The organism is Parvularcula sp. LCG005 (assembly GCF_032930845.1).
Taxonomy (GTDB): Bacteria; Pseudomonadota; Alphaproteobacteria; order Caulobacterales; family Parvularculaceae; genus Parvularcula.
The window spans coordinates 1160201-1182789 of the sequence record NZ_CP136758.1 but is presented as its reverse complement, the minus strand read 5'-3'; the positions used below and the strand labels follow the sequence as shown (position 1 = coordinate 1182789).

At 59.6% G+C, this 22589-nt stretch carries 23 protein-coding genes and 1 tRNA gene; 11 read left to right on the top strand and 13 right to left on the bottom strand.

The window, feature by feature from the left end:
- The first annotated feature begins 55 nt into the window (after positions 1–55).
- Entirely contained in the window at positions 56–1510 is a 1455-nt protein-coding gene (locus tag RUI03_RS05485) for an alpha/beta hydrolase (RefSeq protein ID WP_317289283.1), read from the top strand.
- Between the two features lie 27 nt (positions 1511–1537).
- Here the strand turns inward: RUI03_RS05485 and RUI03_RS05480 are convergent, their stop codons facing one another.
- The 4 genes from RUI03_RS05480 to RUI03_RS05465 form a co-directional block, all read right to left on the bottom strand.
- Entirely contained in the window at positions 1538–3058 is a 1521-nt protein-coding gene (locus RUI03_RS05480; protein WP_317289282.1) for a PAS domain-containing protein, read from the bottom strand.
- A 235-nt stretch (positions 3059–3293) separates the two neighbouring features.
- Positions 3294–3668 carry a 50S ribosomal protein L7/L12 gene (gene rplL, locus RUI03_RS05475; RefSeq protein WP_317289281.1) on the bottom strand — a complete coding sequence of 125 codons (375 nt, stop codon included), beginning with the start codon at positions 3666–3668 and terminating at the stop codon, positions 3294–3296.
- 38 nt (positions 3669–3706) lie between these two features.
- A complete protein-coding gene (rplJ, locus tag RUI03_RS05470; protein ID WP_317289280.1) occupies positions 3707–4231 on the bottom strand; it encodes a 50S ribosomal protein L10 in 525 nt (174 codons plus the stop codon).
- A 342-nt stretch (positions 4232–4573) separates the two neighbouring features.
- Positions 4574–5704 (bottom strand): hypothetical protein, encoded by a 1131-nt coding sequence (locus tag RUI03_RS05465; protein WP_317289279.1) that lies wholly within the window; start codon positions 5702–5704, stop codon positions 4574–4576.
- Between the two features lie 124 nt (positions 5705–5828).
- On the opposite strand from RUI03_RS05465, the gene RUI03_RS05460 reads away from it, so the two are divergent.
- Together RUI03_RS05460 and RUI03_RS05455 are read left to right on the top strand one after the other, a co-directional pair.
- Entirely contained in the window at positions 5829–6998 is a 1170-nt protein-coding gene (locus tag RUI03_RS05460) for a bifunctional 2-C-methyl-D-erythritol 4-phosphate cytidylyltransferase/2-C-methyl-D-erythritol 2,4-cyclodiphosphate synthase (RefSeq protein WP_317289278.1), read from the top strand.
- A complete protein-coding gene (locus RUI03_RS05455; protein ID WP_317289277.1) occupies positions 6999–7484 on the top strand; it encodes a CinA family protein in 486 nt (161 codons plus the stop codon).
- Here RUI03_RS05455 and RUI03_RS05450 read toward each other — a convergent pair.
- The 5 genes from RUI03_RS05450 to RUI03_RS05430 form a co-directional block, all read right to left on the bottom strand.
- Positions 7449–7889, bottom strand: a complete 441-nt coding sequence (locus RUI03_RS05450) for a response regulator (RefSeq protein ID WP_317289276.1) — start codon at positions 7887–7889, stop codon at positions 7449–7451. The genes RUI03_RS05455 and RUI03_RS05450 overlap by 36 nt on opposite strands.
- Before the next feature lie 171 nt (positions 7890–8060).
- Complete coding sequence (locus RUI03_RS05445) at positions 8061–8693, bottom strand: histidine phosphotransferase family protein (RefSeq protein WP_317289275.1); 633 nt, start codon at positions 8691–8693, stop codon at positions 8061–8063.
- A gap of 108 nt (positions 8694–8801) precedes the next feature.
- Positions 8802–10439, bottom strand: coding sequence for a M23 family metallopeptidase (locus RUI03_RS05440; RefSeq protein WP_317289274.1), 1638 nt, complete (start codon positions 10437–10439; stop codon positions 8802–8804).
- 127 nt (positions 10440–10566) lie between these two features.
- On the bottom strand, positions 10567–10893 hold the full coding sequence (locus tag RUI03_RS05435) for a hypothetical protein (protein WP_317289273.1): 327 nt from the start codon (positions 10891–10893) through the stop codon (positions 10567–10569).
- Between the two features lie 68 nt (positions 10894–10961).
- Positions 10962–11046 (bottom strand) — tRNA-Leu (locus RUI03_RS05430).
- A 103-nt stretch (positions 11047–11149) separates the two neighbouring features.
- Between RUI03_RS05430 and RUI03_RS05425 the strand changes: the two genes are divergently transcribed.
- From RUI03_RS05425 to RUI03_RS05415, 3 genes are read left to right on the top strand one after another with little or no spacing between them, the layout of a single operon-like run.
- The gene (locus RUI03_RS05425) at positions 11150–11929 is read left to right on the top strand and encodes an exopolysaccharide biosynthesis protein (protein ID WP_317289272.1); all 780 of its coding nucleotides are present in this window, start codon (positions 11150–11152) and stop codon (positions 11927–11929) included.
- 50 nt (positions 11930–11979) lie between these two features.
- Positions 11980–12540 (top strand): disulfide bond formation protein B, encoded by a 561-nt coding sequence (locus RUI03_RS05420; protein WP_317289271.1) that lies wholly within the window; start codon positions 11980–11982, stop codon positions 12538–12540.
- Positions 12540–13094 (top strand): demethoxyubiquinone hydroxylase family protein, encoded by a 555-nt coding sequence (locus RUI03_RS05415; protein ID WP_317289270.1) that lies wholly within the window; start codon positions 12540–12542, stop codon positions 13092–13094. The genes RUI03_RS05420 and RUI03_RS05415 overlap by 1 nt, the downstream gene beginning before the upstream one ends.
- Positions 13095–13100: 6 nt before the next feature.
- Here RUI03_RS05415 and RUI03_RS05410 read toward each other — a convergent pair whose 3' ends face one another.
- Positions 13101–14243, bottom strand: coding sequence for an alkane 1-monooxygenase (locus RUI03_RS05410; protein ID WP_317289269.1), 1143 nt, complete (start codon positions 14241–14243; stop codon positions 13101–13103).
- Positions 14244–14462: 219 nt separating this feature from the next.
- Between RUI03_RS05410 and RUI03_RS05405 the strand changes: the two genes are divergently transcribed.
- The 5 genes from RUI03_RS05405 (at position 14463) to RUI03_RS05385 (ending at position 18431) form a co-directional block, all read left to right on the top strand.
- Positions 14463–15104, top strand: coding sequence for a 50S ribosomal protein L25/general stress protein Ctc (locus RUI03_RS05405; protein WP_317289268.1), 642 nt, complete (start codon positions 14463–14465; stop codon positions 15102–15104).
- A 147-nt stretch (positions 15105–15251) separates the two neighbouring features.
- Positions 15252–15866 carry a glutathione S-transferase family protein gene (locus RUI03_RS05400; protein WP_317289267.1) on the top strand — a complete coding sequence of 205 codons (615 nt, stop codon included), beginning with the start codon at positions 15252–15254 and terminating at the stop codon, positions 15864–15866.
- 51 nt (positions 15867–15917) lie between these two features.
- Entirely contained in the window at positions 15918–16628 is a 711-nt protein-coding gene (pth, locus tag RUI03_RS05395; RefSeq protein WP_317289266.1) for an aminoacyl-tRNA hydrolase, read from the top strand.
- A 117-nt stretch (positions 16629–16745) separates the two neighbouring features.
- A complete protein-coding gene (gene ychF / locus RUI03_RS05390) occupies positions 16746–17843 on the top strand; it encodes a redox-regulated ATPase YchF (RefSeq protein ID WP_317289265.1) in 1098 nt (365 codons plus the stop codon).
- A 6-nt stretch (positions 17844–17849) separates the two neighbouring features.
- Positions 17850–18431, top strand: a complete 582-nt coding sequence (locus tag RUI03_RS05385) for a rhomboid family intramembrane serine protease (protein WP_317289264.1) — start codon at positions 17850–17852, stop codon at positions 18429–18431.
- A gap of 38 nt (positions 18432–18469) precedes the next feature.
- On the opposite strand, the gene RUI03_RS05380 is transcribed toward RUI03_RS05385, so the two are convergent.
- The 3 genes from RUI03_RS05380 to RUI03_RS05370 all read right to left on the bottom strand — a co-directional run bounded on the left by RUI03_RS05380 (position 18470) and on the right by RUI03_RS05370 (position 22575).
- A complete protein-coding gene (locus RUI03_RS05380) occupies positions 18470–18949 on the bottom strand; it encodes a BLUF domain-containing protein (RefSeq protein WP_317289263.1) in 480 nt (159 codons plus the stop codon).
- Between the two features lie 164 nt (positions 18950–19113).
- Positions 19114–21819: a TonB-dependent receptor plug domain-containing protein gene (locus RUI03_RS05375; protein WP_317289262.1), complete on the bottom strand. Its 2706-nt coding sequence runs from the start codon at positions 21817–21819 to the stop codon at positions 19114–19116.
- Positions 21820–22032: 213 nt separating this feature from the next.
- On the bottom strand, positions 22033–22575 hold the full coding sequence (locus RUI03_RS05370) for a GNAT family N-acetyltransferase (protein WP_317289261.1): 543 nt from the start codon (positions 22573–22575) through the stop codon (positions 22033–22035).
- Positions 22576–22589 lie beyond the last annotated feature (14 nt).

Here is a 22589-nt window from a genome sequence, read left to right as displayed (position 1 = left end):
GCGACGCGGCGAACCCGGCAGCCCCAGATGGGGAGCACCAGAACAGGAGCTCCTCATGATACGTTTTCCCTGCCTCATCGCCGCCGCTGGAATAGCTGCCCTGCTGCCCGTGGCCGCGACAGCGGCGCCTCCCGGCGAAACCGAAATCCAGTTCGAAGCGCAGAGCGGTGAGACGGTCGCCGCCTTTGCGGGCAGCTTCACAGTACCTGAAAACCGCTTGGCGGCCGATAGCCGCGAGCTCACCCTCAGCTATATCCGATTTCCCGCGACCGGAGACACATCCGGTCCGCCCATCATCTATCTCGCCGGGGGCCCGGGTGGCTCTGGCATTGGGACAGCTCGCGCCCGACGCTTTCCGCTTTTTCAGGCGATGAGGGAGTTCGGCGATGTGATCGCGCTTGATCAGCGCGGCACCGGACAAAGCGCTGACGTGCCGCCATGCACCTCCAGCGTCCACGTGCCGGAAGACCGCGGTGTCAGCGATTCCGAACTGATACGCCTTTATCAGCAGGCCCTCAAGGAATGTGTGGATGAATGGAGCCGCCAGAGCGTGGATGTGTTGGGCTATACAACCGTCCAAAACGCGGCGGATCTCAATAGCTTGCGCGAGCATCTTGGTGCCGAGAAAATGGTGCTGTGGGGCACGTCATATGGCAGCCACCTTGCGCTCGCCGCGCTCAAGGATTTTGAGCCGGTCATCGACCGCGTGGTCATTTCGAGCGCTGAAGGGCTAGACCAGACCGTGAAGCGGCCATCGGAGACCGATGCCTATTTCGACCGCCTGCAGGTGGCGGTGAACACCGATGCGGCCGCCGCCGCCGTGTTACCTGACATCAAGGCGATGATCCGGTCTGTCCACGCAAATCTGGACGAGGCGCCTGCTACCGTAACCCTTCCGGCCAAAGATGGCGGCACGACATCCGTTGTCCTTGATCGCCGGACCATTCAACAGATCGCCAGCGCGATGATCGCCGACCCGGAAAACGCCGTTCAGCTTCTGTGGATGTACAAGGCCGTAGAGGCTGGAAGCTACGAACCCTTCCAGCGCGTGATGAGCTATTTCTACTCGCCCGGAGAGCCGATCTCCTTCCAACTGATGTCGACCATGATGGACGTCGCCTCGGGGATTTCCGAGGACCGCCTGGCCCTGGTCACAGGTGAAGCCCGCGACGCCCTTCTTGGCGACGCCCTCAACTTCCCCATGCCCCAGCTGAACCGGACCGTGGACGGTCTCGACCTTGGCGATGAGTTTCGCAAAGGCCCTGTCAGCGACGTGCCGACGCTACTGCTGACCGGCACCCTGGACGGACGGACCTATCCTGACGGCCAAGCCGAGGCGGTCGCCGGTCTCAGCCATGTCACCCAGATCATGGTCGTCAATGCGGGGCACAATCTCTTCGTGAGTTCACCCGATGTGACGGCGCGGATTCAGGCGTTCATGCGCAGGGAAACAGTGTCGACAGACCCCATCGTGATATCGCTGCCCGATTTCGGCGTGCCCCAACCCTGATGGCGATGGGCTCGGGGTGGCAGACGATCAGGCCGCCCCTTGCCCGCCATGGTCGAGTTTGGCCCGGGAAACGGTCAGACTGTAGCAGAACTGTTTGTCGTCGACGGTTTGAGTGGCTTCTCCGACAAGGCCACGCGGCACGAGCCGCTGCAGGATCTGAGAATTGAAACCGCCAGTCGGCGGTTCGACCGAGGTCAATTCCTCGGTCCAGCGCAAAGTGACGAGATCATCACCGCTCACCGACAGGTCGATATCGCCTTCCATCGCGGCCAAGGCCCCGTATTTGCGGGAATTGTTCACCAGCTCGCTGACGCAAAGGGCCAGCAGAAACAGCGCCTGTTCATTCAGGACCAGATGCCCGTCCAAATTCACCGTGACATCGTCAGTGTCACCCAGAACTTCACGGATGACAGACCCGATATCCGCCGACTGATAATTGCCGACCAGGATACCGACCTGTGTCCGGGACAGAATGGCCATTCGCTCCTTGAGGTCTCGCGCCAGCTCTTCTTTTGTTTCCGCGCTGGCGGCCGTCAGACCCACCAGGGACGTCAGCTGAGCGTAATTATTGCTCAGCCGATGTTTCAGCTCGCGACTGAAGACAGCTCCGGGTCCAGCGGCGGCCTGGTTTTTTAAAAGCTTTGCAGCGATCTGGCCCGAGAACAGTTCCAACACCGTTGCATCACGCTGGGTAAAGGGCCGCGCCTTATCGTCATAGACGCACAAAAGCCCAAGTCGCGCTCCGTCGTCATTGACGATGTGTGCCGTTGCGAAGAAGGCGATTGTTTCGCCATTGTCGCTCTGTTCCAGGCCGCGATATTGCGGATGATGAGCGACGTCTTCGACGGCAGAAGTAGGCGTCCTTCCTTCCAGCGCCTGCAAAGCCATGGCTTTTGACACCAGCATCGGCTTCGACGGTGCCGCCTTTGCGGCCGTGCAGATGAGATCGTCATCTTGCGCCAGTGCAATGACCACGGAACGCATATCGAAATAATTACGAACGGCCGTCGCGATAGGATCAAGCACGTTGCGAATATCCGCATTCTGCAGGTCGTCCTGCCATTTGCGTGCAAGATTTGACACGCCCGTCGTGACAGGCTCGGACAGATTGCCCGACGGCCCATCCGGCGCGGCGGCTTTAGGCGGCGTGATATCGCGTGAGACACTGAGGAAACGCTCGATCGACCCGTCTTCTGCAATGATCGGCGAGACGGTGACGTCCCAGTACCGCATCGCGCCCTTCATGGTGGGGTACCAGGCAGAAAACCGGTCGGTGTGGCCAGCGGCCGCTTCCGCAAGCGCGGCGCGAATGCGAGGCCGGGTCTCTGCGGGCCAGCAGCTTTCCCACTCGCACCCTTCCAGAAGCGCGAAGTCGTCGACCTGCATCGCACATTGTCCGTTGCGGCTCATGAAAGAGAGGGTTCCGTCAATTTCAACCAGTTTGACACAGTCCGGGCTGGCCGACAGGATGGCAAGGAGAGTTGATGTGGGCTCACTGAACAGTTCAATGGAACTTTCCCGCGCGCCTGCCTGATCACAAAACGACATAACGCCATCCCTTGTTGCAGCGCATTAGGCCGCCAACTTTACTAATTTGCCCCGAAACTGTTCCCGAAAAGTGGCACTGTCTCTGGCACATTTTGAGCGAAATGAAAATCTGAAAATGTATTTCGGTGGCTGATAGAACGTCGCTGCAAGAGACGCCCTCTTCAGAACAACAAAAACCCCGGCGCTGAGCACCGGGGTTCCGTTCGATCCGACAAAGCGGGACGAGAGGGTTGAACTACTTGAGTTCGACCTTGGCGCCAGCTTCTTCGAGTTTCTTTTTGAGCTCTTCGGCTTCGCCTTTGGAAACAGCTTCCTTGACGGGCTTTGGAGCGCCTTCGACGAGGTCTTTGGCTTCTTTGAGGCCCAGGCCGGTGATGGCGCGGACTTCTTTGATAACGTTGATTTTCTTGTCGCCAGCGTCGACCAGAACGACGTCAAACTCGTCTTTTTCTTCTGCAGCAGGACCGGCGTCAGCTGGGCCAGCCATCATGACGGCGCCGCCAGCAGCTGGCTCAATGCCGTACTCGTCTTTGAGCAGGTTCTTCAGTTCGTTGGCTTCGAGAAGTGTCAGGCCAACCAGTTGTTCGGCAAGGGCTTTGATGTCTGCCATGGGAAATTCTCCTAGGAATAGTCAGATTGGGGTGAGCGTTACGCGTCTTCGCGCTCGGCCAGGGTTTTGGTGATAGAAGCCAGGTTCGTTGCAGGTGCTGTGATGGCGGACACCAGATTGGCGCCGGGGGCCATGACACAACCAACGATCGAGGCAATGATCTCTTCGCGCGAAGGCATTTTGGAGAGGGCCTCGATGCCTTTGGCATCCATGGCGGTCTCACCCATCAAGCCGCCAAGAACGACGAGCTTGTCATTGTCCTTCACGAAATTCGTGATGACTTTCGGTGCAGTTACAGGATCTGCCGAATAGGCGATGACTGTCGGGCCCGCGAAAAGCGCGCTCGTAGCATCACCACCCGGACGACCCTGCAGCGCGATCCTGGCCAAGCGGTTCTTCACCACTTTGATACCACCACCAGCGGCGCGCATTTCGTTACGCAGCTTGGAGACGGCAGCGACGGTCAACCCCTTGTTTTCCATCACGACCAAGACCTCGTTGCCCTCAAGGACATTCGAGATCCATTCGACCTGGTCCGATTTCTGTTGCCTGTTCAAGGGCATGAGTACGGTCCTTAGGTAAGGCAAACCCGCGGTGCGAGCATGCCTGGTTTCAAACGGGCCAAAGGAAACCGGGACCTCGTCGCACCACATCCCCACAGGAACATGGCCAACAAAAAGGCTCCGGCCGCCATATGGCGTGGAGCCTGCCCAGACAATAAAAGCGATCGTAAGCTCCCTCCCGAAGGGGGCATCTCACTTCTCACCCTCATCTACACTTGGACTTAGCGGTGCGGTGCACCTGCCTAGCGATCTCGGACAGGGACGGAATTGCTTCCGAAGATCGCGCGTTTGGGGGAAAGGCCCGGGTTTGTAAAGACCAAAATCGCGCCCCGCCCTGATCCTCTACAGCGAAGCCGACATGGTCAGGCAAGTATCCGGCGCATCCTCACGAAGACGCGTAATAGTTTCGTAGGGCCGATCCATAATGCGGATATCCGCCTTGCCACTGGCACCTTCGACCCATTCCCACCCGGACTGGGGGAAGCTGTCATGGCGGCTCAGCAACGTGGCCCCGTGCGTACCCTGCGAGAGGACGTAGCCAAGCTCCTGCTCCAGCTTGGCGCGGGTCACGGGCGATCCGTCCGGCGTGTCGAGCCCGATGACGGTCAGCATCCGGTCCGTATCGGTATCGACGCTGGCCGTCGACTGACCGAGTGACAGGGCATAAATGGCCGTGGCATTCGGGCAGGTGCGCGCCACCTGAGAGGCCAGATGGTCAGCACGACGTTTTGCCCGCGCCCGATTCCGGTCCAGGGGGCCGTCCGAAGACGAAGAGCCGATCACAAGAATGGCACCTGAGGCACAGACCGCCTGCCCCCCTGCGGAAACGCTGCCATCGATCACGAGATCTGTCAGTGCCCGATAGGGTGCCGCCGCAGCCGTGTCAGCGAGGCGGTAATATCGCTGGTCATCGGCATATTGCCAGGCAGCATCGAATTTCAGCGGCGCAAAATAGAGTGCCGATGGCTGCGGACTCATCGCCGTTTCGGTGCACGGCGAGCACCCTGCGCCATTGAAAAAATTGCCCGCCGGGCATTCGGGCTCCACCGGGATTGGCGTCGCGGCTGCGGTTGTCACGGGCAGGACGTCCTCCAGCGGCTCTTCAATGATGTCGATGATCTCGTCGCCCTGTCCCGGGACCATGAAGCCCAGGAATGCGATCGCGAGCAAAAGCACAAACGCCAATGCAATCTTGCGCGGATAGGACGCCAGCGCGAACCAGACGAGCACGCCGAGGCCAATGGCAATGACCACCGCCCAACTGACCATATCGCCCAAGGGCTCAAAATTCTGAAGAAGGACATCCGATGCAGGCGCCACAGCCTCACAGGCCGTTCCCTCACAGAACCGGCCGGCAAGCCAACGGCCTCCCAGGAAAGCGCCAACCGACAGCGGGATAGCAAGGATAAGCCCTGTCATCCAACCCATGACACCACGACGATCGTCAATTTCCCCGTACCGGTACCGCTCCATGCCGCCCTCCCGCATCTGTCCACCCGATGCTTAACGATGCATCGGGCTTTCCGTTCCTTCATCAAAAACAGTGGAACCATTTGCAGCCTCTGGCGAGGATGTTGTGCATCTGGCATTGAGGGGTATGTCCTCAAATCAAATCATCGCCGTCATTGTTGCCGGCGGCCGCGGCGCCCGGGCGCGCACTTCGATCCCCAAGCAATATGCATCGATCGGAGGTGTCTCAATGCTCCGGCGAACTGTTCTCGCCTTCGCACACCATCCCCGAGTCGATGGCGTTCAGGTCGTGATTGGTGAAACCGATCATGAACAATATGCCCTCGCTGTGGAAGGGATAGCCGGCCTGCGCCCACCGGTCGTCGGCGGCACTGACCGTCAGGCATCTGTGCGTGAAGGTCTGCGTGCACTTCAGGCGGACGATCCGTCCTATGTTCTAATTCACGATGGCGCCCGCCCGTTTGTCAGTTCCCAAACCATTGATCGGGTGATCGACGCACTCTCTACGGCGGAGGGGGCGATTGCTGCCCTGCCCGTCGCCGATACGCTCAAGCGGGAGACGACGGCCGGCGGGATCGCGGAGACCGTGTCACGGTACGGACTGTGGCGTGCCCAGACGCCGCAAGGCTTTCGCTACGCGACGATCCGCGCCGCTCATGAAGACGCCGAGCCCGGCATTGCGACAGATGATGCCTCACTATTGGAACGCCAGGACATTCATGTCTCGCTGGTGCCGGACGAACCGACAAACATAAAAGTGACCTTCAAGGAAGATTTCCAATTGGCCGAGATGATCCTGAGCAGCCAACGTGAAACACGCATCGGCATGGGCTACGACGTCCACCAGTTCGAGGCCGGGGATTACATCACGCTTGGCGGTATTGATATTCCGCACACCCATAAACTCAAAGGACATAGCGACGCCGACGCCGTCCTGCACGCCATCACAGACGCGCTATACGGCACGATCGCAGCGGGCGATATCGGCCAGCACTTCCCCCCGTCAGACGAACAATGGCGCGGCGCGGCATCTGACATATTTCTCAAACATGCCGCCAAAATCGTTCGTGATAAAGGCGGACGCATCGTGAATGTCGACCTGACGATTATCTGCGAGGCACCGAAGATCGGGCCCCACCGCAATGCCATGGCTGAACGGATTGCCGCCCTGCTCGAGGTCGCGCCAAGCCGGGTGGCGATCAAGGCGACCACCACCGAACAGCTTGGCTTCACCGGACGGCGCGAAGGCTTGGCCTGTCAGGCCATCGTATCCGTCCAACTGCCGATGGAGGCATGAATGGACAGTCTTGTTGAAGAACGCGCGCGTACACTGATTAAAAGATCCACGGAACGCGGCATGAAGATCACCACAGCAGAGTCCTGCACCGGTGGCCTGATTGCAGCGGCGTTGACGGACATTCCCGGGGCATCAGCCACTTTTACCCATGGCTTCGTGACCTATTCGAACCAGGCCAAGCAGGACATGCTTGATGTTTCGACGGACGATCTTGAACGATACGGGGCCGTTAGCGCCGAGGTCGCCATTGCCATGGTCAATGGGGCGTGCCGCAAGGCGGAGGCGGATCTGGCGCTTGCTGTCACGGGTATTGCAGGGCCTGGTGGTGGAACGGCAGAGAAACCTGTGGGGCTCGTCTATATCGCGGCGGCCACACAGACCAGCTCACGGGTTTACCGCCACCTATATCCTCAGGGAAGCCGATCTTTCATCCGCTTACTGACGGTGCGATCAGCGCTGACCCATCTTCTGCACGAAATGGCCTGATTCGTCCTCACTCGGATCGATCAGGTTCGCAGGTACATCCACGACAATCTGCATCCTGCGCAAAAGAGCGCGGATGGCCGCAGGGTCGAATGGCTTCAGAAGGTGATACTCGACCCCGGCGGCCTTGGCGAGCGCGATCTGGCGCGGATCATATTCGGTAGCACATAACACCATTGGTGTACGGCGTTCTCGTAGCGAAACGAAAGTCGAGCGCAGAAAGTCGAGTGCGCCGAAATGCGGCAGATCCCAGTCGAGAAAAATGAGGTCGGGCCTGTCATTTTCAGCGACAGGCACAGCGGTCGCCAGACCGTCCGCCTCAAGAACGTCTATTCCCAGTCCGCGGAGGATCTTGCACATCACCTCGCGCACGACATCAGAATCTTCAATGACCAGGCATGTCGTCATCGTATCAGTTTGCTCGCTCTAAAGCCCCCGGTGAACACCCTTTCGGGTGGCCTCCCCGACGACCGGTTTACGGGTCCCGCCCTGAAATTGTGGTGAACGGGAACGTTAAATTTTACCGGTTCGGTGGGCCCTGACGCAAAATAGTCGGACAATTTGGCGGTTTAATGTCTATCAACTCGCCGCTGGGGCGATCGTGAAAATGAGATTCTCCTCAGACGCGAAATCAGCGCTGATGCTGTCCCCGCCAGAGCGCGCGAGAAGATAGGCAAGATAGGCGGGCGTTTCCTTCGCCGCCAATTCGGTGCTCTCACCCGCGAGGCACGCCTTGACCTCGTCGCTATATTTGATCTTGGGCCCTTCGGCGGAGATCATCACCCGGTTCACATCGCCGCTGACGGTGACCGTGCTGCCCGCTCGCGGCACGGATTTTTCGGCCATCAGAAGCATGTTCAACAGCGCACGTGCCCGGAACTTCGGCATCATGGGCACATCAAGTTCCCATTTCAGCTCAGCCTTGTAATGCTCGAACAGTGACAGTGCGAGTTTGCGGGCCTCGAACATATCGAGTTCGCCCTCAAATGCGCCGCTGGAACCGAAAGCGAATCGGGCAAACGACAACAGGGCGATCGTCTTCGTCGTGCTCTCCTGGATCAGCCGGATCGCATGCTCGCGCATTTCCGGATCCGTCTCCTCATTGAAGACTTCGAGCCCGGTGTTCAGCGCGCCGACCGGATTGACCAGGTCATGGCAAAGACGTGAGGCAAGCAGAGAGGAGATACGGACGGTTTCATGAGGATCAGACACAGGAGATACAACGCCTTTACGCGAAAAGGTGGCAGCACAGGGCTGGGGCCCTGCGCCGGTCACCCCGCCAAAGCGGGGCCAGTTGCAGGCACTTATCGGCTGATAGGGTTACTCATTCGTTGCGACAAGCACCGTCTGAGGATAGACCCGGATGGTATCCACATAGTCGCGATACTGCGCGAATTCGTGCAGCGTTTGGCCTTCAAGCACGCGGCCATTGGCAACTTCCAGCGTCATCGGATTTTGCCGCGCATCGGCCTTATAGACCTCGTAATGCAGGTGGGGCCCGGTGGACCGGCCGGTCGTCCCGACATAGCCGATAATATCGCCCTGTCGCACCTTGCTGCCGGCCTTCAGCCCCTTGGCGAAGCCTTTGAGGTGAGCATATGCGGTCGAATAGCCGTGGGCGTGCTGGATGCGCACGTAATTGCCATAGGTGCCAAAGACATCGGCTCGGACAATCTTGCCGTCACCGGCGGCCATGATGGGCGTCCCGCTGGGGGCCCCAAAATCCACGCCATTATGATCTTTGGTATAGCCGAGGATCGGATGCTGACGCTTGCCAAAGCCGGACGTCACGCGCGCGCCCTCGATCGGTGTCTTCATCAACAGCCGGCTTGCACTCTCACCGTTGAAATCGAAATACGGCGTATCCATGCCTTCAGCGCCGGTGAAGCGGTAATAGCCCTTGGCGTGGCGCTTGCCCGACCAGGTCAGGGCCGCAAAAACGATATCGCCGGAGCCGACATATTGTCCCTGCTCATCGTAGAACACTTCGTACACGGTCTCGAACCGATCCCCGCCATGAATGTCCCGGGCAAAGTCGATATCGTACAGAAACAGGTTCGCGAATTTTGACATCACCTCAGGCGGGATCTCGGAACGCTGAGCCGCAGCGAACAGGCTGTGGCGGATGACACCGCCGACCGCCGCGTAGCGTCGCTCCACATCGACTTCCTCGTTGCGGGCGTCATAGCTGCCATCGGGTTGGCGCCATGCCGTCACGATATGGCGATCGTCGGGGCGGAAGCGCAGCCGTGTCAGACGACGCTCATAAGTCTGCTGACCGTCGGGCGACTCTGCGAAAATGGTGTCGAACGCATAGTCGATGGCCGCCCCCGCCGGGAGCTTGGCGATCGGTGATACTTCATCGGCCGTGGACAGGAGAGATGCGATATGGTCGGGCTGAGCGCCGACAGCCTCCAGCATCTGCGCCAGGTTCTCGCCCCGGGCGAGGACGAGTGTTGAATAGGCACGTTCAGTCCGGTCACGCAGCCGTGCCTGAGCGTATTCTGCGAACAGGCTTTCACGGCCGCCGGTAAAATCTTCCGCCATGGCAAACGCGACCGGGCCGCGCGGCGCCATATACTGTGCTGAGGGGTCTATAGCGTGGACGACCGGTATGCCGTCGGGACGCGGGCGTGGTTTGCGCGGTTTAAGACGGGGCATGGGCACAGCCATTGCCATCTCGACAGCCTCAGGCGGCTGAGCACCGGCGATTTCGGCCTCGCGCGCTGTGCTGATCACGATCCGCGAAGCGGCCGTACGGGCCGCTGCGGTTGGGGATATTTTTTCCGCCACAACAGGAGAGGCCATGACCGCGGGGACATCTTCTGCCGGGAAAAAAGCCGACTTCAAAACCGTAGCGCCAATAGACAACAGCCCTGCGCCGCCGATCGCTACGGACAGTAGCGCGACCGGCAGGAGACCTGAACCGGGTGTCCTGTTTGGGTGTCTGGTTGTCATATCCCGCCTCTGCTTCATCTGACCGCTTCGCAAGGAGCGGGCCGTGAAGCTGCCTCGAAAGAGATGAATAGTTTGCTTCATCGACAGGCGCCGGTCAAATGACCGAATCGACACCTCACGCCGCAGTCTACCGCCGGGCGCGGGGCGCTTTCGCCATCCGCTCAATGTAGGTTTCGACGTCGATCTCGCCAGCAATCCTGCCAGCCAGCTGCTGACGCAGAAGATGTGGCAGAGCGTCCGGCGCAACAGGGCCCATGGAACGGATGGTATCCTCGATCAGGCGCTCGATCGCCGGATCGACGGATGGCGATTTGTTCGGTCCCGCTTTTGGATCTTTCGGCATCACATCCCCATAAATCATCTTGCCCTGAATATATGATGCCGCCGGCCCACGCGCCACTGCCCCGCTGCGTTCAGCCTTGCACCGGCCTGACCGTGAAAGGGGCGTTGTCATCTGCCTCACCCCGGGTCCCGTGAGGACCGCGCTACGTCGCCACACCAAACTGGGAAAAGTTCTGTCTATGGTACGGATGGTCGGACTCGAACCGACACTCCTCACGGAACCGGATTTTGAATCCGGCGCGTCTACCAATTCCGCCACACCCGCATAGACAAGAGCAGGGTGTGCATTTAGCCAATTGCGCGTTTGTGTCCACAGCTTTGTTGCCTGCAGGCGCGGATGCGTGGCACCGGCAACCAAAAAAACAGACATGCCGCCTATGACGCTGAAAGTGAACGGTGTAACCGATGCCGGGCGTGACGAATTTGCGAGTATTTCTATGACCGACCATGCCGGCAGCGACCATCAGCATAATCGCCTTGCCCACGTGCTCTATACGACGCTCGATGGTCTCAGCACCGTTTCGGATCGCCCCTCAGAGGCCGCGGAAGACGATAACCCAAAGGCTTTCAAGGGGCCGAAATCCACCTTGGGCAAATTGATCGATGCGCTCGATGAACGCGCTTTCGGCCTCATGCTCCTGATCCTCGCCTTGCCGTGCTGCATCCCGTTCCTGTGGGGGATCCCGCAGATCGTGGCGCTGCCCATGCTGGCCCTCGCGGCGCAGATGGCGATGGGCCGCGAAGCCCCCTGGTTGCCCAAGTCCCTTCAGGAACGGACCTTCGCGATCGAAGGCATGCGCCATACGGTGAGTAAAGCGGAGCGGTATCTCGGTTGGCTCGAACGACTGGCTGCGCGCCGCCTGACGGTCCTGACCGACGGCGTCGGCGTTCGCATTGTGGGCGCTCTGATGCTGATCCCCACTGCCTCTATCCTCGTGCCCGCGCCCGGCACCAATACCGCGCCCGGTATCGGCGTCGCCATTGCGGCTGTCGGCCTGCTTGAACGGGACGGCCTTCTGGTGCTTCTGGGGCTGATGATCGGTCTGGCCTGGGTCTTTCTTTTGCTTTTCCTGCTGATCACCTATGGCCCAGAAGGCTATCTTCTCTTCAAGGACATGGTGAAGAGCCTGATCTCCGGCGGCGCATGAGGCGTCGTGTGGCAGGTGGCAGGGCCCAACAATTCCGGTAAACCCCTTCCATGCTGAATGCCCTTGTGACCCCGTCGTCCCGCCCACTCCTTTTATCCGCGCTGGTATCGGCTGCGCTTCTTGCCGGGGCGCATCTGTTTGAGAAGGTCGGCGGGCTTGACCCCTGCCTCCTGTGTCTCTCCCAACGGGAAGTGCACTGGGCGGCCCTGTTCGTCTCGCTCATCGCGCTGGGAATGACCCGCCTCGTCCTTGATCCCCGCCTGTTGCTCGTCGGTCTGGGGCTTCTTACCCTTGTCTATCTTTATTCGACCTACATGGGCGCGTTCCATGCCGGGGTGGAGTGGGACTTCTGGGATGGTCCTGCGGGCTGCGCGGCGGGCGGTGGGGCGTTGACGACAGAAGTCAGCGCCGACGACATTCTGGGCAGCCTGAATGGCCCGGGGCTCGACGGTCCCCCCTGCGAGATCGCCGCTTGGCGTATGCTCGGTATTTCCATGGCAGGATATAACGCTCTTATCTCCGCTGGCATGGCGGCCCTGTGCGGATGGGCCACGTGGCGTCAGTGGCAGCGCCGCCCTACATCTGTCGCAAGCGAAAAGCTGAGCGTATAATGACTGACCAGACCCCGACCCTTCCCGGCCCCCGCCTACCGCGCATCAAGGAAATGCTCCGTGTGGACCATGCTGGCGAATACGGCGCGGTGACGATCTATCGTGGTCAGCATGCGGTCTTTTCCCGCGTGAAGGGCAAAGAGCGGATGGCCGACCTCCTGAAAGAGATGGAGGAAGGCGAGCAACCTCACCTCGCCACCTTCAGTGAGCTGCTGCGCCAGACGGGCACCCGTCCGACCCTGCTGGCGCCCTTGTGGAATGCAGCAGGCTTCGCGCTCGGCGCGGGGACGGCCCTGATGGGAGAGAAGGCGGCGATGGCCTGCACCACCGCCGTCGAAAGCGTGATCGAGAAACACTACGCGGAGCAGGCAGGAGAACTGGGCGATCACGAGCCAGAACTCAAAGCCACGATCGAAAAGTTTCGCGAGGAAGAGCTCGAGCATCACGACACCGCGATCAGCGAGGGCGCCGAAGATGCGTTTGGCTATTCGGTCTTGAAAGGCGTGATCGGCGCGGGCTGTCGCCTCGCCATCAAGCTGGCAGAGAAGGTGTAATAGCCGCTACCCCGCCTGATATCGGTGCGCCGCGCGCGGACACAGATTGGCGTTCTCCACCCGACCGTCCGCCCACGCCATGACGCGGGGGTCCATCACCGCAAACCAGAGGGGCGGGATCGCCGCCATGAGAAGGCAGCCCGGATATCCCGAGGGCAGGCTTGGCGCGTCGGCATGGTCTTTCAACGACTGATAGGGCCGCATCGGATAGGCGTGATGGTCCGAGTGCCGCTGCAATTGCAGAAGCAGGATATTGGAAATGCGCTGATTGGCATTCCACGAATGCTTGGGCTGACAGGGCTCATATCGGCCATTTTCGCGCTGTTGCCGCAACAGGCCGTAGTGCTCGATATAGTTCGTAGCCGTCAGCGCAATCCAAGACAGAGCGTGGTGCAGGAGGATGAATGGCAACGCGGCCCATCCCAGCCACAGGACCAGCACTGTCGTCACGGCCAAGGTCATGGCCCAGCCCTGCACGATGTCATTGGCCGGATGCCAGAAGCCATGGCCCTTTCGCTCAAGCCGCCTTGTCTCCCGGCGCAGGCCATTGGCAAACGTTTGCGGCAGCTCGCGCAAGCCGAAGGCGTAGACGCTCTCCCCCAACCGGGCGGAGGTGCAGTCCTCCGGCGTTGAGACCATAACGTGGTGCCCCTGATTATGCTCGATGGTGAAATGCCCATAGCCGGAGAGCGATAACGCAGCCTTGGCCATCAGGCGGTTGCGACGGTCCCCCTTGTGGCCCAGCTCGTGCCCGATATTGATGAGGTTGCCGTTGATCAGGCCCACCCCGGCAACAAGCCCGACCCAGCCCCACCAGGGCATGGCCTGCGTCGTGGCCAGCCACGCGGCACCGATGAAAAGCGCAAAATGCGCCGGGATCAGCGCATAAGCGACGGCTTCATAGAAGGGATCGCGGCTGAGCGCCTCCATTTCTTTTTCGGCGGGGTTAGCCGTGTCCGCCCCCACGATCGCATCCAGCAGAGGTACAAGCCCGAATCCCAGGACGATGGGCGCCAGCAGCAGAAGCGGTTGCCCGCTTAGTGGATAGGCAAGGATAATAAAGAGTGGGACGAGTGAAAGCGTCAGGGCAAAAGGCCAGATCCACCGTCTGGGATCCTGCCATTGATCTGGGCGCGCGCTAGGGGTCATGGGTCGTCAACCAACCTTCTTCTGATGCGCAAAGCGTAAGCTCGGCCTCTGGCGCTTGTCAAAACGGCCTTGCCACAACGCCTGTCCGCCCTTATAGCGCGGCACTTCAGGTGAAACCGGAATGCGGTGCCCCGCCACGGGTGCCGCATTTCTTATTCCGAGGACATCAGGGACACCTCCTGAGCGAATTGTTTGCGGGATGATTGAAAGGATATAACGATGGCAACTGATGCATTTGTATTTGACTGTGAATTGCGCAAGCGCGCCGGTACAGGCGGCAGCCGCGCCGTTCGCCGCGATGGCTGGGTCCCTGCGGTCCTGTATGGCGGTGACCAGGAGCCTGCCAATATCAAGCTGCGCTACAACCAGGTCCTCAAGGCCTACCAGACCGGTCGCCTGATCGACGTTCTGTCGAAAATCAGCGTTGACGGCAAAGAGCAGCAGGTCATCGGCCGCGACATCCAGGTCGATCCCGTCAAGGACCTGCCGATGCACGTCGACCTGATGCGCGTTGACTCCAAGACCCGCCTGACCGTGAACGTGCCCATGCACTTCCTGAACCAGGACAAGTGTCCAGGCCTCGATAAAGGCGGCGTGCTGAATATCGTTCGTCACGAAGTCGAAGTGAAGGCCAGCGCCACGGCAATTCCTGAGGCGTTGGAATGCGACCTGTCGTCTGCCGATGTCGGCGACGCCATTCACATTTCGTCGGTCAAGCTGCCAGACGGTGTTGAACTGACCGTGACCGATCGTGACTTCACGATTGCCACGATCGCTGCGCCATCAGCAATGCGCTCTGCCGGGTCTGACGAAGACACGCCGGACGCCGATGAAGTTGAAGCGATCAACGTCGACGAATAAGCGACTGAGCTTTTCAAAACGAGATATCAGCCCGGCCTCTGCGCCGGGCTTTTTCATGCGCGAAATCCTATCGGCCAGCCCATGATTTCTGCGTTGCGTAAGGCGGAAAGACAGCACACGGATAAGGCGGACACACAGGATAGGACCATGCCAGACAGATCTATCGACCGGCTGACGCTTTACGGGGAGCGTCGCAGCGGCAATTGCATGAAGACGGTCTGGGTCGCCCGGCATGTGGGCCTCGACTTTGATTTTGTCGAGATGGACCTCGTCGCGGGCGCCACGCGCACGCACGCCTATCGCGCCGTCAACCCCTTCGCCAAGGTGCCCATGGCCCGCTGGCCCAATGGCAACGTGCTGACGGAATCCAATGCCATCATGCTTTATCTGTGCGAGTTGGCGGCCGATCGCTCGCTCCTGCCCGCCGCAGCCTTCGACCATGCCAGAATGATGGCTTGGCTGTTCTGGGAACAGTACAGCCATGAACCCCATATCGCTGGTCGCCGGTTCCAGAAGGTGTGGCTGGGCAAGGACGATGACGAACTCGATCCCCAGCAATATGAGCGTGGTCTCGCGGCCCTGAACCGGATGGAGGATCACCTCGATCGCCAATCTTGGTTTGCAGGTGATCAGCTCTCGCTCGCCGATGTGGCCCTGGTCGCCTACACACGGTGGGCCCCGGAAGGCGGGTTTGACCTTGGCCCCTACCCTCAGATCAGCGCCTGGATCAGCCGGGTTGAAAGCGCGATTGACCTGTCCTGAACGGCCCCCACCCGCCTTTTGTTTTTAGCGGACACGAGCTAACTGTCGGCCATGATCTTATTGGTGGGGCTCGGCAATCCGGGCGCGAAATATGCGAGAAACCGGCACAATGCCGGGTTCATGGCCATCGACGCCATTGCCGAGGCGCAGGGCTTTCCGGCGTGGCGCAAGAAGTTCAACGGTCACGTGACGGATACGATCATCCAGACTGATGATGGACCGGCCAAGGTTCTGCTTTTGAAGCCCGAAACATTCTACAATGAGACCGGTAATGCCGTGGCGGCAGCGGCGCGGTTCTACAACATTACGCCGGATCAGATTGTCGTGTTTCACGACGAAATCGATCTGGCGCCCGCTAAGCTGCGCGTCAAAAAAGGTGGCGGCCTGGCCGGCAATAACGGCTTGCGCTCGACCGCGGCCCATATGGGGCCGGACTTCTGGCGTGTACGGATCGGCATTGGCCACCCGGGGCGCAAGGACGCTGTCACGCCTTGGGTCCTTGGTGACTTCTCCAAGGCTGAGCAGCAGGACTATCTGGACGAGATGCTGTCGCGGCTGGGACGGGCCATTCCCCATCTTCTGGCGCTGAACGAGACGGCGGCCGGCCGGTTCATGTCCGCCATCGTTCAGCCGCCAAGCGGTGAGGCCGGCCCTCGCCCCGCCAAACCGGCATCGGCGCCCGCGCCGGAGATCTCCCCGGCCAAGTCCGAGAAAACCTCACCCTTCGACGCCCTGAAAAATCTGATCGGCAAGGGCGATTGAGGCGCGTTGCGCTGATACAGGCCCCCTACCCATTACGGCCCCGCCCCGCTAAGGGGCCCCATTCACGAGTATATCTGCGTCCCAAAGGGTGACGCACCGAGACGAAAGGCCCGTTCCATGGGATTCAAATGCGGCATTGTTGGTCTACCCAATGTGGGCAAGTCGACCCTGTTCAACGCGCTGACCAAGACAGCGGCGGCACAGGCCGAAAACTATCCATTCTGTACGATCGAACCGAATGTCGGCGACGTCGCGGTGCCTGAACCGCGCCTGAAAAAACTGGCTGAAACGGCCGGCAGTAAGGAAATCATCCCCTCACGCATCCAGTTCGTGGACATTGCGGGCCTCGTCAAAGGCGCGTCGAAGGGCGAAGGCCTTGGCAACCAGTTTCTCGCCAATATCCGCGAGGTCGACGCGGTGGCATATGTGCTGCGCTGCTTTGAAGACGGCGATATCACGCATGTCGAGGGCCGCGTTGACCCCATCGCAGACTTTGAGACCGTTGAAACCGAACTGATGCTCGCGGACATGGAAAGCCTTGAGAAACGTCGGGCGAACCTTGAGAAAAAAGCCAAGGGACAGGACAAGGAGGCCAAGGCGACCCTCGTTCTGGTCGATCGCGCGCTGGCGCTTCTGCAGGAAGGACAGCCCGCCCGCGCTGCCGAAATTGCTCCTGAGGAAATGAAAGCATGGAAGGGACTGCAGCTGCTGACCCAGAAGCCGGTCCTCTTCGTCGCGAATGTCGACGAAGAGTCCGCTGCATCGGGCAATGATTTTTCAGCCAAGGTCTTCGAGCGTGCTGAGCAGGAACACGCTGTCGCGACTGTCATCAGTGCACGGATCGAATCCGAACTGGCGACACTCGATGAAGATGAAGCCGCTGAATATCTAGAAGAGCTTGGACTGGAAGAGCCGGGGCTGAACCGGTTGATCCGTTCAGGCTATACGCTACTCGGCCTGCAAACCTATTTCACGGCGGGCCCCAAGGAAGCGCGCGCCTGGACCGTGCGCAAGGGAGCGAGCGCGCCCGAGGCCGCCGGCGTCATCCATACGGATTTTGAGAAGAAATTCATCCGGGCAGAAACGATTGCCTATGAGGACTATGTCACTCTGGGCGGCGAACAGGGCGCCAAGGAAGCCGGCAAACAGCGCATCGAGGGCAAAGAGTACATTGTGCAGGACGGCGACGTGATGCACTTCCGTACCGGGGCATAGCACAGCATGGGTGTCCCCCTCGCCTACGCACCGCTGGCGTATGCCCTTCTTGTGCTGATCCCACTGGTCAGCCTTTACGGGCTGCGGATGGACCGTTCGTTTCAGGAAGCCTACCTGTTCCACGTCGGATCCGTAACACGGAAGAAACAGTACTACCGGCTCTTCACGCCGGCGTTTCTCCATGGCGATGTCGGCCACCTGGTCATCAATATGCTGACCTTTTACTTTTTTGGTCCGGCTGTTGAATATCTGTTCGGCACGGGCGGCTTTGCCATTCTGTTCATTGGCTCGCAGCTTGGAGCACAGATCTTCACGCTGATGCGCAAGAAGAACGAGCCGAATTACATGTCCGTCGGCGCGTCAGGCGCTGTCTCCGGAATCGTCCTTGCCTTCTGTGTGCTGGAGCCGTTCCAGACCCTCTATTTCTTCATGATCCTCCCGCTGCCCGCCTTCGTTTTTGCGGCGCTCTATCTGGCGTACACGACCTTTGCGATGAACGGTCCGGGCCGCATCTCCCATGAGGCGCATCTGGGCGGCGCCGTCACCGGCGCCATCCTTGCTTTCATTCTGCCGCACCTGCCGGTTTGAGTGGCCGGTGCGACTACTGAGCCTGCGGCGCGGTATGATCAGTGGGCACGCGTTTCGGATGGTGCCAGATCGCCGAAAAATTCGACGCATCCGCGACAATCAGGTTTGGCCTGCTGCAGAAAATCTTCGACCAGCCCCCGCAGCAGCGTATCACACCGGGCAAGCGGCCCCCACATCACCGTGTCGTGGGACAGTTCAAAGCAGTTTGACCCATGCTCGATCGTGTCGGCTTCGCGAAACGCCATCGACCAGTGCGGGAATGACCGTTCCTCCCGCCGCCGATTGGCAATCGGGTGCAACTCGCCATGGCGCAGATCCCGCCCGATGATGGCGTAGAGAAGCTCTACATTATCGCGCGGCCCTTCAATGATCTGGAAGAACCGTCCGCCTTCCACCAGAAGCAACCCGGTTATATCGAGGGTGTGGTTGTTCACGGTGGATGAGCGCAGGATCTGATCGAGGCAGAGCTGGCTCGTTCCAGGATATCGACGACTTGAATAGATCTTCTGATAGATCATGACCGTCTCCTTTCACCGATGGCTTGTTGCATCGGTACACTGACGGTGCGCTCAACACTTAAAATTTTCTGCAATATACGTGGTTAAGCGATATTGACCATGCGCCATAAAAAAGGCCGCCCTGCCTTTCAGCGGGGCGGCCAGTTTGGATGATCGGCTAAGGATCAATCGAAGACGTAGCGCAGCTTGACGTAGTACATGCCACCCGCAAAGCCCATCGGAGCAGATTCCGGGTACAGCTGACCAAGGCTCAACGCATCGGGGTTTTCCTCCGGATACTCATCGAACAGGTTCGCAGCGCCGACGATCAGTTCAAGATCATCATAAAGGCTCAAACCAAGCTCAGCGTCGACGACAAATTCAGCCGCCTGTTCGCCGGTGCCGTTGCCTGTATCTTCCCACTCACCATAATAGATGCCGCGCACCATGGCCCGCCAGCGATCTTCCTGGTGCGTGAAGGTGGCCGTTCCCTTCACTTCCGGCAGAAGCTCTTCAAGAGCCGCGATCCGGCCAGCAGAGATCGGGTTGATCGCACCTGGATCGTCCACTTCCGTGTCGATATAGGCTACAGCGACCGTGGCGTTCGACGTGCCCGTCTCCGTGATCGTCAGCGGCATGGTGCCGACGATTTCCACGCCTTCCGTCACCGTGTCGAAGCTGTTGGTAAAGTAGCGGAACTCACTCAGATCCTCAAAGCCAGCGAAGTCAGAGCGCACGATGACACCCTCATCCGCAAGACCAGTGATGGCCGAACTCACACTAGAATAGTCGGAGAGGCCGTTGGCATCAGCAACGAAATTGAGAGCATCGAGGAAGTCGACATTCGCAGACAGGGCAATCCGGTCATCCACATCGATGTGGAAGTAGTCGATTGTCCAGTCCATCGGACCAAGACCAAAGACGACACCAACCGAGAAGTTCTCTGCCTCTTCCGTACCCAGCACAGGACGACCGCCATCGCGGGCCTCGATAAAGTCAGCTGCCAGCTGCCCCGGACGCGATGCCAGCGGGATCGTGCCCTGATCGACCAGCACGCCATTGACGTTCTGGGTCGTCACGTTTGTCACATTCGCCTGACCCGCCGTTGGGGCGTGGAAGCCCGTAGAGAAGGTCGAGCGCACCCGGAACGTGTCGGTCAGGTGGTACATACCAGCGACCTTGAAGTTGGTCGTGGTGCCGAAATCTTCATAATCCTCGAAGCGGACCGCACCCTGCAGGGTCAAGCGTTCCGTCACATCCGCTTCCAGATCGGTATAGATCGCGTAGCTTGACTGTTCGTTTTCGGAGGAGGCCGTGAAGCCACCAAAACCGTTCGAGCTTGAAGAGAAGCCCTGATCGGACAGCGGACCGAGGGCGAAGGACGCATCGTCACCCTTCGTAATCTCGAACGTTTCCGTACGGAATTCGGTACCAAAAGCTATGTTCAGGTCAGATGCGAAGAACGACACTGGCATCGGATAGACAAAGTCAGCGTTGTAAATCGTTTCGGACTGTTTGTACGCACCCGGAACGAAGTCACGCGGCGTGTTCGGGCCCAATGACGCGTTGATCGTGTTGTTGATGAAGAAGTCCGTGTCGCTCACACCGTGCACGACGCTGAAGTCGAAGCTCAAGCCTTCGCCGAGATCCCACATACCGCGCACACCGGCGGCCATCGAATAGTCCGTGTTATTCCCACCGAACCGCGGAACAAAGCCCCCTGGGATTGTCTCAACGAATGAGAAACAGTTGGCGCTGGCGGTCACAGCAGCGAGGACTGTGGGATCTGGGATCAGGCCGTCAAGCGGGATACCGGCTGGGCAGGCCTCCCCAACGCCGACGCCGTCAAGGTCACCGACGAGAACAGATGCGACCCCAGACGGGTCGAGCGCCCCGGTCGTTGGATCAACAGTCGGCCCGGCATAGACGCCGCCACGATTGGTCGGGTTCCGATAGAAGAAACCACCGGTGGCGGTCCGTTCGGCATAGTTGCCGAAGGCGTAGCCTTCGAGGTTCTCGTTGAACTCATATCCGGTGTTGACGAAGATCTTGAAATTGTCCTCGACATCGGGCTGGCCCCAATATTGCGGCACTTCATCCGTGTACGAGTTGATCGTCAGGAAGTCAGCCGCGTCAACGTTGCCGGCTTCGATCAGCGCCGCGACATCGCCCCGCACGATGGAACGGGATGTCCCATCGGTTTCGCTGTATTCACCGGTGATGTTGATGAAGCCACTATCATAGAGCGGCAGACCGATATTGCCTGCGATGCGGTAATTGTCGCCATCGCCCGCATAGGTCGAGCCATAGGTTGCCTCGACCGTGCCGCCGCTTGACGCGTCTTTGAGTTCAAAGTTGATCACACCAGCAATGGCGTCGGAGCCGTATTGTGACGACGCGCCGTCACGCAGGACCTGCACCTGTTTCAGGGCCAGTGCCGGGAACACGGCAAGGTCAACGCCCTGCGCCCCGTCGGAAATACCGCCGCCGAGGAACGAGATGACGGAGCCACGATGGCGCCGCTTGCCGTTCAGGAGAACCAGTGTGTTGTCTGGTGAAAGAGAGCGAAGGTTCGCGGGCCGGATGATGGTCGCCGCATCGGAAATAGGCTGTGTATTGACGTTATAGCTCGGTACAGTTGAGCGCAAAATATCAAGAACATCGTTGGATGCCTGGTTGGTCAGTTCAGCGCCGCTGACAACGTCGATCGGGGCGAGAGAGTCCGTGGCTGACTTGGCGTCCTGCCGACGCGAACCAACCACCATGATCGTATCGCCCGCCGGCTCGTCCGCTGCGGTCTCCTGTGCCAGAGCCGCCCCTTGGCCCATCCCCACGAACATCATCGCGGATGCGCCCGACAACAACAGTTTCTGCATGCCCGATAGTGTCATAAATATCCTCGCTCCAAGGCTCCCGCCTCGCCAACAATTGCCAAAACTCCCCGTATTTGATGACAGAACTTGCCATCCCGAGCTCTCCGGCTCGTGACGCACCACATGCGCAATTGAATTGTTGCACTGAGTTTGGCGGTGCAACAAGCCCATTCATGCAGATGAACTGTCTTTTTAGCGATATTATATCGGCTGATGTTGCAACGCAGTATTTCAGCTTGAAAGTGATAACTCTTTGATCATTGGCCTGAATTCAATTTCGCCGCCGTCAGCGAGCGGAAAGAATTCGGCGCCGAGTGCGACAAATCCGCATTTTTCATAGAACGGAATGCCGGTGAGTGTTGCCATCAGAGTACACTTCACGAACCCCTCCGCCTGCGCTGCACCCTCGCAATATTCCAGGATTTGCCGCCCGAACCCTCGGCGTGCGAACTCCGGCGCGACGAAAAAGGCCCGGATTCGCGCCGGGTCATGAGGCGGGACAAGAAGGACAGGATCACGTTTGGCATAGGCATCGCCGCCAAACATTGTCGCGCGCCGGCTCCACCCGCCGCAGGCCACGAGCGCGCCTTCCTCCTCGATCACGACATAGGTGCCGTCATCGATCAGCGTGGTGTCGACACCGAAATGCCCCTTCAGAGCACCTGCGACGACTTCAGGATCATAGTCATTGATGCAGAGCGCCCGGGCGGAGCGGTCAATCAGCTGACTCAAGGCGGGAATGTCCTGGCGGTCTGCCAGACGAAGATGGGCCATGTGTTTATCCGACA